Annotated in this window: 12 protein-coding genes and 1 pseudogene; 7 read left to right on the top strand and 6 right to left on the bottom strand. The window is 63.2% G+C overall.

Annotated elements, in window-relative coordinates; all coding sequences use genetic code 11:
- Positions 1–3 precede the first annotated feature (3 nt).
- Together lysA and lptM are read right to left on the bottom strand one after the other, a co-directional pair.
- Entirely contained in the window at positions 4–1,251 is a 1,248-nt protein-coding gene (gene lysA, locus HU764_RS25985) for a diaminopimelate decarboxylase (protein WP_027592209.1), read from the bottom strand.
- 9 nt (positions 1,252–1,260) lie between these two features.
- The gene (gene lptM, locus HU764_RS25990; RefSeq protein ID WP_033693895.1) at positions 1,261–1,464 is read right to left on the bottom strand and encodes an LPS translocon maturation chaperone LptM; all 204 of its coding nucleotides are present in this window, start codon (positions 1,462–1,464) and stop codon (positions 1,261–1,263) included.
- A 190-nt stretch (positions 1,465–1,654) separates the two neighbouring features.
- Here lptM and cyaY point away from each other — a divergent pair, with 190 nt between their 5' ends.
- From cyaY to rnk, 3 genes are all read left to right on the top strand, one after another.
- The gene (gene cyaY, locus HU764_RS25995; protein ID WP_027592210.1) at positions 1,655–1,987 is read left to right on the top strand and encodes an iron donor protein CyaY; all 333 of its coding nucleotides are present in this window, start codon (positions 1,655–1,657) and stop codon (positions 1,985–1,987) included.
- A gap of 1 nt (position 1,988) precedes the next feature.
- A complete protein-coding gene (locus tag HU764_RS26000) occupies positions 1,989–2,201 on the top strand; it encodes a DUF1289 domain-containing protein (RefSeq protein ID WP_186703086.1) in 213 nt (70 codons plus the stop codon).
- Between the two features lie 132 nt (positions 2,202–2,333).
- On the top strand, positions 2,334–2,744 hold the full coding sequence (rnk, locus tag HU764_RS26005) for a nucleoside diphosphate kinase regulator (RefSeq protein ID WP_027592212.1): 411 nt from the start codon (positions 2,334–2,336) through the stop codon (positions 2,742–2,744).
- 95 nt (positions 2,745–2,839) lie between these two features.
- Here the strand turns inward: rnk and HU764_RS26010 are convergent, their stop codons facing one another.
- Positions 2,840–5,698 carry a class I adenylate cyclase gene (locus HU764_RS26010; RefSeq protein ID WP_186703087.1) on the bottom strand — a complete coding sequence of 953 codons (2,859 nt, stop codon included), beginning with the start codon at positions 5,696–5,698 and terminating at the stop codon, positions 2,840–2,842.
- Between the two features lie 199 nt (positions 5,699–5,897).
- Between HU764_RS26010 and HU764_RS26015 the strand changes: the two genes are divergently transcribed.
- Positions 5,898–6,353, top strand: coding sequence for a YaiI/YqxD family protein (locus HU764_RS26015; protein ID WP_186703088.1), 456 nt, complete (start codon positions 5,898–5,900; stop codon positions 6,351–6,353).
- Positions 6,354–6,500: 147 nt separating this feature from the next.
- Here the strand turns inward: HU764_RS26015 and elbB are convergent, their stop codons facing one another.
- Complete coding sequence (gene elbB / locus HU764_RS26020) at positions 6,501–7,169, bottom strand: isoprenoid biosynthesis glyoxalase ElbB (RefSeq protein WP_027592215.1); 669 nt, start codon at positions 7,167–7,169, stop codon at positions 6,501–6,503.
- 112 nt (positions 7,170–7,281) lie between these two features.
- Between elbB and HU764_RS27805 the strand changes: the two are divergent.
- A pseudogene (locus HU764_RS27805) lies at positions 7,282–7,908 on the top strand (sterol desaturase family protein); the annotation flags it as partial.
- Between the two features lie 501 nt (positions 7,909–8,409).
- Here the strand turns inward: HU764_RS27805 and HU764_RS26030 are convergent.
- Positions 8,410–9,054: a DedA family protein gene (locus HU764_RS26030; protein ID WP_172961384.1), complete on the bottom strand. Its 645-nt coding sequence runs from the start codon at positions 9,052–9,054 to the stop codon at positions 8,410–8,412.
- Between the two features lie 216 nt (positions 9,055–9,270).
- Here HU764_RS26030 and ppk1 point away from each other — a divergent pair, with 216 nt between their 5' ends.
- Positions 9,271–11,508, top strand: a complete 2,238-nt coding sequence (gene ppk1 / locus HU764_RS26035; RefSeq protein ID WP_186703089.1) for a polyphosphate kinase 1 — start codon at positions 9,271–9,273, stop codon at positions 11,506–11,508.
- On the opposite strand, the gene ppx is transcribed toward ppk1, so the two are convergent.
- Positions 11,495–12,997 carry an exopolyphosphatase gene (gene ppx, locus HU764_RS26040; protein ID WP_027592219.1) on the bottom strand — a complete coding sequence of 501 codons (1,503 nt, stop codon included), beginning with the start codon at positions 12,995–12,997 and terminating at the stop codon, positions 11,495–11,497. The genes ppk1 and ppx overlap by 14 nt on opposite strands.
- 244 nt (positions 12,998–13,241) lie before the next feature.
- On the opposite strand from ppx, the gene trxA reads away from it, so the two are divergent.
- A complete protein-coding gene (gene trxA / locus HU764_RS26045; RefSeq protein WP_009684153.1) occupies positions 13,242–13,571 on the top strand; it encodes a thioredoxin TrxA in 330 nt (109 codons plus the stop codon).
- Positions 13,572–13,630 lie beyond the last annotated feature (59 nt).

Below are 13,630 nucleotides of genomic sequence, written 5' to 3' on the forward strand. Positions count from 1 at the left end.
GGCTCACTCCGGCAGCAGGCTTTCGCCAGCATACAGTTCGGCGACGGTTTCGCGGCGGCGTACTTCGAACGCCTGGTCACCGTCGACCAGGATTTCGGCGCAACGGCCACGGGTGTTGTAGTTCGAGCTCATGACAAAACCATAGGCGCCGGCAGACTGCACAGCCAGCAGATCGCCTTCGGCCAGGTTCAGCTCGCGCTCCTTGGCAATGAAGTCGCCGGTTTCGCAGATCGGCCCGACCAGGTCGTAGGCGCGGCCTTGGCCTTCGCGTGGGGTGACCGCGCTGACGCCCATCCAGGCCTGGTACAGGGCCGGCCGGATCAGGTCGTTCATCGCCGCATCAATGATGGCGAAGTCTTTGTGTTCGGTGTGCTTGAGGTACTCGACGCGGGTCAGCAGAACACCGGCGTTGGCCACGATGTAGCGGCCCGGCTCGAAGACCAGGGCCAGGTCGCGGTCGCCGACGCGCGCGCGGATGGCCTTGATGTAGTCGGCCACCAAAGGCGGCTCTTCATCGCGGTAGCGCACGCCAACGCCGCCACCCAGGTCGAGGTGGCGCAGGTGGATGCCGCAGTCGGCCAGGCGGTCGACCAGGTCCAGCAGGCGGTCGAGGGCATCGAGGAACGGCTCGACGGTGGTCAACTGCGAACCGATGTGGCAGTCGACACCGACCACGTCCAGGTTTGGCAGTTGGGCGGCACGCACGTAGATGGCTTCGGCGTCGGCGATGGCGATGCCGAATTTGTTTTCTTTGAGGCCGGTGGAGATGTACGGGTGGGTGCCGGCGTCGACGTCCGGGTTGACCCGCAGCGAGACCGGGGCAACCTTGCCCATCTCGGCGGCCACCACTTGCAGGCGCTCAAGCTCGTCGGTGGACTCGACGTTGAAGCAGTGCACGCCGACTTCCAGCGCGCGGCGCATGTCTTCGCGGGTCTTGCCGACACCGGAGAACACCACACGATCAGCGCGGCCGCCAGCGGCCAGTACGCGCTCCAGCTCACCGCCGGAAACGATGTCGAAGCCTGCGCCCATACGGGCCAGCACGTTCAGCACACCGAGGTTGGAGTTGGCCTTGACTGCAAAGCACACCAGGTGTTCGACGCCTTGCAGCGCGTCGGTATAGCTGCGGTACTGGGCTTCGATGTGGGCACGCGAGTACACGTAGGTCGGGGTGCCGAAACGTTCGGCGATGGCCGACAGGGCCACACCTTCCGCGAACAGTTCACCGTCGCGGTAATTGAAAGCGTTCATCTGATTTCCTTACTGCTCTGGCGTTTGCTCGGGCTGGATAGGCTGCTCTTCTTGCGGCTGTACCGCCGGAGCGTGCTTGTGCTGATGCGACTTCTGGCTGCCCTTGCCGTCCTTGCCGTCTTCCGGCAGGTACAGGGGGCCCTTCTGACCGCAGGCCGAAACGAGGCAGGCAACCGCGACCAGCGCCGCGAGCGAGGAAATCAGGCGCTTCATGGGTGAAATCCTTTGAAATATGCAGTATTGCGCCCGAGTATACCGAGCGACCGGCGGATTGCCTATGCAAGAGCCGGTCCGCCGGGCGGGCTATTCTTGCCGCCTGCAATGGCTAATCTTTGCATTCGGCGGCAAGCGCCCGTATCTTGCCCGGCTTGCCTGTAACGCAGCCAATTTCGAGGTTCCTGCAATGAGTTTGAGCGAAGCGCGTTTCCATGATCTGGTCGACGCGACCCAACAGGCCCTGGAAGACCTGTTCGACGAGAGCGGCATGGACCTGGACATGGAGAACTCCGCCGGTGTCCTGACCATCAAGTTCGACAACGGCAGCCAGTTGATCTTCAGCCGCCAGGAGCCCCTGCGCCAGTTGTGGCTGGCGGACAAGTCGGGTGGCTTCCACTTCGACTACGACGAAGAGAGCAAGAAGTGGATCTGCGAGAAGAGCGAAGAGCTGCTCGGCGAGATGCTGGAGCGCATCGTCTGGGAGCGGGCCGGCGAGAAGCTGGACTTCGACGAGATCTGAGATGAGTGAGCAGCTGCGGCCGCCCAAGCCGCTCTACAGCAATGTCAGCACGGCCGTGAAATCGCCGTGCATCAGCGTCTGCCGCCTGGATGAGCAGCGTGTCTGCACCGGCTGCCACCGCCCTGTGGAGCACATCCGCGAATGGCGGTCTGCGGACGACGAGCGGCGCCGGCAGATCTGCCGCGAAGCCGAGGCCTTGCGCGCACGGGCTTGAGTATTTGCCCGGCTGTGGTAGTGTCAGGTTCTGCGTCGGTGACGCCAAAGTCATCATAAACCCCGCCCTTGGGCGGGGTTTTGCTTTATTTGCCCGACGAAAATTGCCTGTTCAAAGGAGTCTGACTGGATCATGAGCACCAAGCCTTCCCTCATCCTCACCCGATTGGACGTACAACGTCTCGAGCGTCTGATCGACAGCCTCGACGAAAGTACGCCGGGTGTGCTCGCCCTGCAGGACGAGCTTGACCGCGCCGAACAGGTGGTCGGTCACGAGGACGTCCCGGCCGGGGTGGTGACCATGAACTCGCGCGTGCACTGCCGTGAAGAGGCCAGCGGCAAGGACTACCACTTGACCCTGGTGTACCCGAAGGATGCTGGGCCGGAAGGCAAGGTGTCGATCCTGGCGCCGATTGGTTGTGCCTTGCTGGGCCTTTCGGTCGGTGAGCAGATCGACTGGCCGGCGCCGGGCGGCAAGACCCTCAAGCTGAAGCTGCTGGAAGTCGAGTATCAGCCAGAAGCGGCGGGTGATTTCGACCTGTGAGCCTTTTGGGGGCCGCTTTGCGGCCCATCGCGGCACAAGGCCCCACAATGTTCGCGCATGCCCTGTAAATAGGGGTACAACGCGGCCCCACTGGTTCATCCCCCGACCGCTGCCTGCAACTGCTCTAGCCCCTCATTCAGCGCCTGTTCCAGCTCCCGCTTGTAACGCAGGTACAGAACGGTCGCGCCCAGCTCATCACCCAGCAGCTCGGACAAATCCAGGTCGGTAATGTAGCAGCGGTAATGACCGGCGCTGCGGCGTTGCCCGATGATCTGCCGGGCGACCACGGCGTACAGCTGATCGCCATGGTCCAGCTCGGAGAACTCCTGTTGGTCACAGTACAACGTCACCGTCACGGCGCCCGCGGCACCGCCCTGGATAATCGCCTGAACCTCATAGTACGGCTGGCCGCTGCCCTCGATAGGCACCAGCCGTGGCTCGATGCTGCGCGCCTTGCCCGGGCCTGACGGCAACAACTGCCCATAGTGGATATCCAGCGAAGCGGGGCGCAGGGCGTCCAGCGGCAGTTGAGTATCGCGGCGCATCAGCACCGAACGCAGGAAGCGTTGCAGTGGCAGCAGCAGATGGGCTTCATCCTGCAATGGCAGGCGCTGTTGCCACAGCGCGTTGTACTCATCCAGCACATACAGATCGGCCCAGGCGCCTTGCAGGCGATAGAACACTTGGATGCACGCGGGCCGCCCCTGCTCCAGCACCAGTGCCAGGTCGTGGTCCTGCAGGGCATTGGCGTCCAGGTGCAGCGGGCTGTAGCGGCTGCGTTCTTCACTCAGGTAGTCCAGCAGCGCCTGGTGGTCAGCCAGGGTCGCCAGGCTTACCTGGCCGGGCAGTAGCTCCAGCACATGGGTGTGCTGGGCTACCTGCAGCAGGTAGCGGTAGTTCGCCCCCTGGTCGAGCAACTGTTGCACCGTGGCGAAAACCTCCTCGACCCGCTGCTCGATGGCCTGGGCGCGGTTGTGGCAGAAGCAGCGTACCCGTAGCCGGGGGCGGTGGCCGCGCTGGCCGAGGCTGTTGAGGTAGTCGCGCAGGCAGCGCAGCAATGCGTGCTCGCCGTCGTAGCGCTGCACCAGCACTTCATTCCAGCTGTTGAGGGTGACCTGGTCCAGCGTCAGCACCAGGTTTTCGCGCACGCCGGCGTAGCTCAGCGAGTCGGTGCGCTCGGTGGTCATCAGGATGTTCAGGTCGCGGTGCTGGCGCAGCGGGTCGATGCCGACGTTGATCAGCAACAGGATTTCGTCGGCCACACTGGGTTGCAGCAGGCGGACTTCGCTGACGGTCGGCAGCGGCAGGTCGAGGGTCTGCTGCAAGCTGCCCAGCAGGTTGAACAGCTCGAGCTCGCGCAGGTCACTGGCGCCAGGGTGCACGGCGAAGCGTGTACTGCTGTCGATGACGCCATTGCGATGGGCCCAGGTCAGCAGTTCGAGCAGCTCGCGGCAGCGTTTGATCGGGCTGAAATGCGTGACCTCGTGCGTGCTCAGGTTGCCGGTGTAAAGCTCCCAGTGGTGGCTGCCCGGCTCTTTGCGGTTGGGGGCCTGGACCAGGGTGAGGGTGCCTTCTGCGAGGTCCGGGGCGATCCCTGGGTTGATCACCTCGGTCTTGCCGGCACGGCGCTCGAAGGCGGCGTACAGGCGCCGGCCCAGCACATTGAGGTCACGCTGGTCGGCGCGGCTGCTGGCGTTGCGGGTCTGGGCGAACTGGCTGAGGAAGCGGTAGCTGTGGTTCAGCTCAGCCACCAGCTCGCGGCGTTCGACCGCGACCTGGCCAACCTTCCATTGGCTGCGGCTGTCGAGCAGGGCCAGCTGGCGCTCGTCCCAACCCCATTCGTCTGCCAGGCGTTGCAGCAATTGGCGCTGCCAACCGTTGGCGCGCACCTGGCCGCTGAGTTTCTTGTTGACCTTCAGGTACAGGCTGCGCCTGACCAGCTCAAGGCGCGCCGTTTCGCCGCGTTGCCGCAGATAGTGCTCGATGCGCCGATAGACCATCACGTAAGGGTCCAGCTCGTCGAGGTCGAGCTGGTTGGCGAACACCGCATGCTTGTAGTCCAGGCTCAGGCAGCGCACGGCGGGGTGCTCGCTGGCGTAGGCTTCGGTCAGCAGCAGTTTGAGCAGCGATTTGTAGGGCGAGTCGATGCCTTTGAACAGTTGCCACAGCCCAGCACCCACGAACTCGCCGGGGGGGATATGCGCCAGGTTGCCGAGGTCGAGCACGTCCTGGCTGCGGATGAAGCGCTTGCTGAGCAAGGTCTGGGTATAGGCACTGTAGTTGTGCTCTTCGTAGACCGGCACCAGCCACCACAGCGGCGTGCGCCCAGCCAGCCAGATGGCGGTGCGGTAGAACTCGTCGAGCAGCAGGTAATGCTGGGTGGTGCCGCAGTCGTCGGAACCAAGCTGGCCGTCCCGCTCGCCTTGCGCAAAGCCTTGCGGGTCGATGAGGAAGAAGTGTGCTTCGGCGCCTAGGCTGGCGGCCCAGGTTTCCAGCAGTTGGCATTTGCGGCGCAGCTCGTTCAGCAGGTCATCACCCAGGCCTGGCGCATGGCAGACCCACAAGTCCATGTCGCTTTGTTCGGCCTGGGCCAGCGAGCCCAGGCTGCCCATCAGGAACACGCCATGGATTGGGCGCGCTGCCTGCCCCTGGCGGGCCTTGTAGGCGAACGAGCGTGCCAGCCGTTGCGCTTCGGCGACCAGGTCGTCGGCAGGCTCGAAACCGGCCACCCCGGCGGGCGTACTGCTCGAGACATAGCCGGGCAGCAGTGGGTGGTTGACGTGGAACAGCAGCGGCAACAGTGTCAGTACCTGTTGCTGGCGCGTCGACAGCCCCTCCATCGCACGTTGCAGGCGACCTTGGTTGAGCGTCAGAAAGCGCGCACGCAAGGTCGCCAGAACTTTCCGGTCGATGCCTTCGTCCAGGTCTGGGCGGATTTCTTGGGGGTGGTTCATTGCGCGCTCGTGGCAGGCCAGTAGGGCTGCGGCGAGTTTAGCCTGAGTGAACCAGTCGGATAAGCGCTAAATCGATTTGTTGGCGTCATTTTTCCAGCGTCCTTGCGTGTGGGTGAAACCCGCCGACTCCAGCTTTCAGCCCGCTTCGGGCATGATGGGCTGCATGAGCGTAGTCTCGCTGATTTAGAGGTGTTTACGGATGCGTGTATGGATCGATGCCGACGCTTGCCCCAAGGCGGCAAAGGATTTGATCGTCAAGTTCGCCCTCAAGCGCAAACTCGAGGTGGTGATGGTGGCCGGCCAGGCGCAAAGCAAACCGGCCTTTGCCTGTGTGCGGCTGATCGTGGTACCCAGCGGTATGGATGCGGCCGACGACTATTTGGTCGACAACGCCGCGCCGGGTGAGCTGGTGATCTGCAGCGACGTGCCGTTGGCCGATCGGCTGGTCAAGAAAGGCGTGGCGGCGCTGGACCCGCGCGGGCGCGAGTTTGACGAGCGCAACATGGGCGACCGGCTGGCGACGCGCAACCTGTTCACCGATTTGCGCGAGCAAGGGCAGGTTGGGGGAGGGCAGGCGCCTTATGGCGAGCGCGAGAAGCAGGCATTCGCCAATGCGCTGGACCGGATTATCGCGCGCTTGTCCAAGCCCACCTGACGTCCACGGCTTTTGTAGGAGCAGCCTTGTGCTGCGAAAGGGCTGCGCAAGGCCCCACGATCTGCGCATCAGGCATAGATTGCCGGGGCCGCTGCGCAGCCCTTTCGCGACGCAAGGCCGCTCCTACAAAGGCAGGGCAGGCTTGGGTTATTGGTCGCCCTCGTGGGTCAGCTCCAGCACCCGGTCTACCAGCTTGTAGATCCCACCGGCCGCTTCGCTGATCGACTTCGCAACCATGTAGGCCGGGGTCGTCACCAGCTTGCGCTGGGTGTCTTCAACGATGTCGTGCACATCGCACTCTTCATGCTTGCCACCCATCTTCTCTACCGCAGCAGCCGTGCCGGCATCGTTGCCGATGGTGCAGACCACGCCTGGGCCGTAGATCTTCGCCGCCAGCGCTGGCGAGATGCAGATCAGCCCAACCGGCTTGCAGGCATCGGCAAAGGCTTCGGCCAGGGCCAGTACGTCTGGGTTGACGCTGCAGTTGGTGCCTTCGACGGCAAAGTTCGAGAGGTTTTTCGCCGCCCCGAAACCACCGGGCACAATCAGTGCATCGAAGTCTTCGGCATTGGCTTCGCGGATGTCCTTGACCTCGCCACGGGCGATACGCGCCGACTCCACCAGCACGTTGCGCGACTCGGGCATTTCTTCGCCGGTCAGGTGATTGATCACATGCATCTGCGCGATGTTCGGCGCAAAGCACTGCACCTGCGCCCCGCGCTGGTCGAGGCGCAGCAGGGTGATCACGCTTTCGTGGATTTCGGCGCCGTCATAGACGCCACAGCCGGAAAGTATCACCGCTACTTTTTTCGTCATGCTCATTACTCCAGTGTCGAGGCGCTAAATGTCCTCTAGTTTGGCAGATGTAGCCATAGGGATTCCCGCGGTCGCGGCCTAATCTTTGTGGATAACGCCTGAGGTCGTCACCATGGACCTGATACTGCTGGCCGTGCCGTTCTTCTTCGTATTGATCGCCGTTGAACTGGTGGCTGACCGCGTGCGTGGCCAGCGTAATTACACCTTGGCCGACGCGATCAACAGCCTGAGTACAGGCGTCTTGTCGACCAGCACTGGCCTGTTGACCAAAGGGGTCGGGCTGCTGACCTATGCCTTGGCCTGGGAGCATCTGGCGCTGCTGCGCTTGCCCCAGCAAGCGTGGTGGGTGTGGGTGCTGGCGTTCGTCCTGTACGACCTCTGCTACTACTGGCTGCACCGCCTGGGGCACGAACGTAACGTGCTGTGGGCGGCTCATTCGGTGCACCACCAAAGCGAGGAGTACAACCTCACCACGGCGCTGCGCCAGACCAGCAGCGGCTTCATCTTTTCGTGGATCTTCTACCTGCCATTGGCGCTGATCGGCGTGCCGCCCCTGGTGTTCATCACCGTGGCGTCGCTGAACCTGCTGTACCAGTTCTGGGTGCATACCCGGCACATTGCCAAACTCGGTTGGCTTGAGTGGATCTTCATCACGCCATCCAACCATCGCGTCCACCATGCGCAAAATCCTGTTTACTTGGATCGCAATTACGGCGGCGTGTTCATTCTCTGGGACCGCCTGTTCGGAACGTTCAAGGAAGAGGACCCGGCCGAGCCCGTGGTATTCGGCGTGACCACCCCACTGGCCAGCTGGAACCCGCTGTGGGCCAACCTGCAGTTCTACGCCCAGCTGTGGCGTGATGCCCGGCGCACGCGCAGCGTGTGGGACAAATGGCGGATCTGGTTCATGCCCACGGGCTGGCGCCCGGCCGATGTCGCGGCGCGTTACCCACTGGCCAAGCCGGACCTGGCGCTGTTTCGCAAGTTCGAGGTTGCCCTGGGGCGAGCGCAGCAGGCCTATGTAGCGGCGCAGTTCGTCGTCTATGTGGCCTTGGGCAGCTATTTGATGGAGGCCGCGGAGCGCGTGCCTGCCGCCGCCTTGATACTGGGCTGGTCGGTCATGGCCTTGGGCTTGTTCGTGCTCGGCGCGCTGCTGGAGAACCGGCCCTGGGCCGTGCGCCTGGAGCGGGCGCGGTTGCTGTCGAATGCGCCAGCGCTGTACCTGGCTGGCGCAATGGGCTTAGCGGTGATCACGCCGCTTGGGTGGGTCCTGCTCCTGGCTTACAGCCTGCTCAGCCTCTGGGGCCTGAGCCAGTGCCGCCGCCTTGCGCTCCGCGCGCAGGGTGCGGAAGCGCCGGCGCAGCCAGAGCAGGACACCGAGCAACAACAGGCCGCCGAGCACCCATAGCTCGTACTTCTTCACATTGCCCAGCAAGCCTTCGAGGATGGCGCCGAAGTGGTAGGCCGCTGCGCCCAGGGCCAGCGCCCAGATGGCGGCACCGAGGCCGTTGAGCAGCAGGTAGCGGCGCGGCGGATAGCCCGACAGGCCAATGGCCACCGGCATGACCGTGCGCAGCCCATAGACGAAGCGGAAGCTCAGCACCCAGATGTCGGGGTGGCGGCGGATGTGGTCCAGCGCCCGATCACCCATGGCCTGCCAGCGCGGTTTGCGTGCCAGGATCTTGCGCCCATGGCGACGGCCCATGAAGTACCACAGCTGATCGCCGGCATAGCTGCCGAAGAAGGCCACCAGGCACACCAGCTTGATGTCCATGTAACCGCGGAACGCGAGGAAACCCGCAAGCACCAGGATGGTCTCGCCTTCAAAGAAGGTGCCTAGAAAAAGGGCGAAGTAGCCGAAATCCTGCAGGAATTGTTGAAGCATTTTCTGAGGTGCTGGCGAAATGAACGCGCAGCCTACCCCTTCGCGCGCGTGGATGAAAGTGTCCAAATGTGTCTCGACGTGAACAATTCCTACAAGGACAATGCCTTCGGCCACAAGTCGCAGGCTTGCCAGTGGGTGTAACACAGGCGTCATAATGGCCGCTTATCGTCCCGCTCAATTGATGATAGGGCGTTAACGTCCTCCAGGAACGTCCAGATGAATAATGAAGTGCTCACCCCTGTCGCGATCAAGGACGCCCAGGCAGTCCCCGAAGAGATGGTGCAAACCACGCCAGACCTGCCGCTGGCGCCAGAGCCCGAGCCTGTGGTCGAGGCCGCGGCACCGGCCCCCGCGCCGGCACCGGCGATCACCGTCCCGGGCCTTGACGACAGCAGCCTGTACATTCATCGCGAGCTGTCGCAGCTGCAGTTCAACATTCGGGTGCTGGAGCAGGCACTGGACGAGAGCTACCCGCTGCTCGAGCGTCTGAAATTCCTGCTGATCTTCTCCAGCAACCTCGACGAATTCTTCGAGATCCGCGTCGCCGGCCTGAAGAAGCAGATCAATTTCGCCCGCGAACAGGCCGGGGCCGACGGCTTGCAGCCGCACCAGGCGCTGGCGCGCATCAGCGAGCTGGTGCACACCGAGGTGGATCGCCAGTACGCGATCCTCAACGACGTGCTGCTGCCAGAGCTTGAAAAACACCACATCCGCTTCATCCGTCGCCGTCACTGGACGCCCAAGCTCAAGACCTGGGTGCGGCGCTTCTTCCGTGACGAGATCGCGCCGATCATCACCCCGATCGGCCTCGACCCGACGCACCCGTTCCCCTTGCTGGTGAACAAGAGCCTCAACTTCATCGTTGAACTCGAAGGCGTCGATGCTTTCGGCCGCGACTCGGGCCTGGCGATCATCCCGGCGCCGCGGCTGTTGCCGCGGGTCATCCGCGTGCCTGAAGAAGTCGGTGGCCCGGGCGCCAACTACGTGTTCCTGTCGTCGATGATCCACGCGCACGCCGACGACCTGTTCCAGGGCATGAAGGTCAAGGGCTGCTACCAGTTCCGCCTGACCCGAAACGCCGACCTGGCGCTGGACTCCGAAGAAGTCGACGACTTGGCCCGCGCCCTGCGCGGCGAGCTGTTCTCGCGCCGTTACGGAGATGCCGTGCGGCTTGAGGTGGCTGATACCTGCCCGAAACACCTGTCGGACTACCTGCTCAAGCAGTTCAGCCTGAGCGAGAGCGAGCTGTACCAGGTCAATGGCCCGGTCAACTTGACCCGCCTGTTCAGCATCACCGGCCTCGACAGCCACCCGCAGCTGCAATACATGCCGTTCACCCCGGCGATCCCCAAGCTGCTGCAGAACGCTGACAACATCTTCAGCGTGATCAGTAAGCAGGACGTGCTGCTGATGCACCCGTTCGAATCGTTCACGCCGGTGGTCGACCTGCTGCGCCAGGCCGCCAAGGACCCGCATGTGCTGGCCGTGCGCCAGACCCTGTATCGCTCCGGTGCCAACTCGGAGATCGTCGACGCGTTGGTGGACGCTGCCCGTAACGGCAAGGAAGTCACTGCGGTGATCGAATTGCGCGCGCGTTTCGACGAAGAGTCCAACCTGCAGATGGCCAGCCGCCTGCAAGCGGCGGGTGCGGTGGTGATTTACGGGGTGGTCGGGTTCAAGACCCACGCCAAGATGATGCTGATCCTGCGGCGTGAGCAGGGCGAAATCGTCCGCTATGCGCACTTGGGTACCGGCAACTACCACGCCGGCAACGCCCGCCTGTACACCGACTACAGCCTGCTGACCTCTGACGACGCCCTCACCGAAGACGTCGGCAAGCTGTTCAGCCAGCTGATCGGCATGGGCAAGACCCTGCGCATGAAAAAGCTGCTGCACGCACCCTTCACGCTGAAGAAGGGCATGCTCGACATGATTGCCCGCGAGACCCAGTTCGCACTGGACGGCAAGCCTGCGCACATCATCGCCAAGTTCAACTCGCTGACCGATGCCAAGGTCATCAAGGCGCTGTACAAGGCTAGCCAGTCCGGGGTGCGCATCGACCTGGTGGTGCGCGGTATGTGCTGCCTGCGGCCAGGTATTCCGGGGGTTTCGCACAACATTCACGTGCGCTCGATCATCGGCCGCTTCCTCGAGCACACCCGGGTGTTCTACTTCCTCAATGGCGGCGAGGAGCAGATCTACCTGTCCAGTGCCGACTGGATGGAGCGCAACCTCGACAAGCGCGTCGAGACCTGCTTCCCGGTCGAAGGCAAGAAGCTGTTGCTGCGGGTGAAGAAAGAGCTGGAAAGCTACCTGACCGACAACACCCATGCCTGGACGCTGCAGTCGGATGGGCGCTACGTGCGCAGCACCCCAACCGGCAACCAGAACCCGCGCAGTGCCCAGGCGACCCTGCTGGAGCGCCTGAGCAACCCGGTCCTCAACGTACGCTGAGGACGAAGCCGACCCGGGCCAGCCACTCCGCCTCGTTGGCGAAGTCGGCCTGGGTCAGCTGGTTCTGCTCCAGCCAGCCTTCTGGGAAGACCACATCGAGGCTGTTGTCGCCTGCTTGCAGCTGTACCTTCGGCATTTGCTGCGTGCCACGAATGTGGTGGAACAGGATGGCGAAGCGCAGCAGCACGCACAGGCGAATCAGCTGCACGCCTTCATCGCCGAACTCGGCGAACTTGTCCTTGGGGATGTTGCGGCGATGGCCGCGTACCAGCAGGGCCATCATCTGCTGATCCTCACGGGAAAAGCCCGACAGGTCGGAGTGCTCGATCAGGTAGGCGCCGTGCTTGTGGTAGTGATAGTGGGCGATGTCCAGCCCAACTTCGTGCACTTTCGCGGCCCATCCCAGAAGATCGCGCCAATTGCCCTCTTCCAGATTCCAAGCTTTTGCTACCTGGTCGAAGGCGTGCAGTGCCTTGCGCTCGACGCGCGCGGCCTGGCCTTGGTCGACGTGGTAACGCTCCATCAAGGAGTTGAGGGTGCGCTCGCGCACGTCTTCGTGGTGATGGCGGCCGAGCAGGTCGAACAGCACGCCTTCGCGCAGGGCGCCGTCGCAGTGGTCCATGCGTTGCAGTTCGAGGGCGTCGAAGATGGCCTCGAGAATCGCAAGGCCTGCCGGGAAGATGGTGCGGCGGTCTGGCTTGACCCCTTCGAAGTCGATCTTGTCCACCTCGCCCAGCTTGAACAGTTTGCGTTTGACCCACGCCAGCCCTTCGGCGTTGACCTCGCCATTGCCCAGGCCGCTGGCCTTGATGGCTGCGCCGATGGCGCGGATGGTGCCGGACGACCCGATGGCTTCGTCCCAGGTCAGGCGGTGCAGGGCGTTTTCGATGCTCATCAGCTCCAGCCGCGCGGCGGTGTAGGCCTGGGCATAACGCGCCGGGGTGATCTTGCCGTCGCGGAAGTAGCGCTGGGTGAAGCTGACGCAGCCCATTTGCAGGCTCTCGCGCAGCAGTGGCTCGAACCGCTGGCCGATGATGAACTCGGTACTGCCGCCGCCGATGTCGGCGACCAGGCGCTTACCGGGGTTGTCGGCCAGGGTGTGGGAGACGCCGAGGTAGATCAGGCGGGCTTCCTCACGGCCGGAAATCACTTCCACCGGGTGCCCGAGAATGGCCTCGGCGCGCTGGATGAATTCGTTGCGGTTGCGCGCCTCGCGCAGGGCGTTGGTGCCAACGATGCGCACCGCACCCGCGGGCAGCCCGTTGATCAGTTGGGCGAAGCGCTTGAGGCATTCGAGGCCCCGTTCCATGGCTTCTTCGCTGAGCTTGCGCTCTTCGTCGATGCCGGCGGCCAGCTGAACCTTTTCCCCCAGCCGTTCGAGAATGCGGATCTCGGTGTGGTGGGCCTTGGCCACGACCATGTGAAAACTGTTGGAGCCAAGGTCGATGGCGGCGATCAGAGACAGGTTCTTCGCGTTGGTATGCGGCATGATCTGGATGTTCTCGGTCGTTAACCTGGCAATCGTGACACGATACGGGGCTGTCGCCAACGCGTGGCACGCCAAGGCTTGATGCAGGGCAATGTGCCATTCGATGTTATGACACGCATATGACAGTTTCGATTCGCGGCGTCTTGCACAACTATAGTTACACTCAATCGTCTGTGACTTCCTGTAGTCAGCCTCTGCGGCTATGATGGGCCACGTTTTTATGCTTACGACCCCGGAGATATCCATGAGCAGCGATCTGATCAAACACGTCACCGACGCCACCTTCGAGGCCGAAGTCCTGCAAGCCCAAGGCCCGGTGCTGGTCGACTACTGGGCTGAATGGTGCGGTCCATGCAAGATGATCGCTCCGGTTCTGGACGACATCGCTTCCACCTACGAAGGCAAACTGACTGTCGCCAAGCTGAACATCGACGACAACCAGGAAACCCCGGCCAAGCATGGCGTGCGTGGCATCCCGACGCTGATGCTGTTCAAGAACGGCAACGTCGAGGCCACCAAGGTCGGCGCACTGTCCAAATCGCAGCTGGCCGCGTTCCTCGACGCCCACCTGTGATGTGAAAAAGCCCCGGAAATACCGGGGCTTTTCTTTTCCAACCCACTAGACGTCGAAAA

Origin of the sequence: Pseudomonas kermanshahensis (assembly GCF_014269205.2) — a bacterium.
GTDB classification, from domain to species: Bacteria; Pseudomonadota; Gammaproteobacteria; order Pseudomonadales; family Pseudomonadaceae; genus Aquipseudomonas; species Aquipseudomonas kermanshahensis.

Coding starts and splice junctions, on each gene's coding strand:
- lysA (WP_027592209.1), bottom strand. CDS start 1,251: ATGAACGCTTTCAATTACCGCGACGGTGAACTGTTCGCGGAAGGTGTG.
- lptM (WP_033693895.1), bottom strand. CDS start 1,464: ATGAAGCGCCTGATTTCCTCGCTCGCGGCGCTGGTCGCGGTTGCCTGC.
- cyaY (WP_027592210.1), top strand. CDS start 1,655: ATGAGTTTGAGCGAAGCGCGTTTCCATGATCTGGTCGACGCGACCCAA.
- HU764_RS26000 (WP_186703086.1), top strand. CDS start 1,989: ATGAGTGAGCAGCTGCGGCCGCCCAAGCCGCTCTACAGCAATGTCAGC.
- rnk (WP_027592212.1), top strand. CDS start 2,334: ATGAGCACCAAGCCTTCCCTCATCCTCACCCGATTGGACGTACAACGT.
- HU764_RS26010 (WP_186703087.1), bottom strand. CDS start 5,698: ATGAACCACCCCCAAGAAATCCGCCCAGACCTGGACGAAGGCATCGAC.
- HU764_RS26015 (WP_186703088.1), top strand. CDS start 5,898: ATGCGTGTATGGATCGATGCCGACGCTTGCCCCAAGGCGGCAAAGGAT.
- elbB (WP_027592215.1), bottom strand. CDS start 7,169: ATGACGAAAAAAGTAGCGGTGATACTTTCCGGCTGTGGCGTCTATGAC.
- HU764_RS26030 (WP_172961384.1), bottom strand. CDS start 9,054: ATGCTTCAACAATTCCTGCAGGATTTCGGCTACTTCGCCCTTTTTCTA.
- ppk1 (WP_186703089.1), top strand. CDS start 9,271: ATGAATAATGAAGTGCTCACCCCTGTCGCGATCAAGGACGCCCAGGCA.
- ppx (WP_027592219.1), bottom strand. CDS start 12,997: ATGCCGCATACCAACGCGAAGAACCTGTCTCTGATCGCCGCCATCGAC.
- trxA (WP_009684153.1), top strand. CDS start 13,242: ATGAGCAGCGATCTGATCAAACACGTCACCGACGCCACCTTCGAGGCC.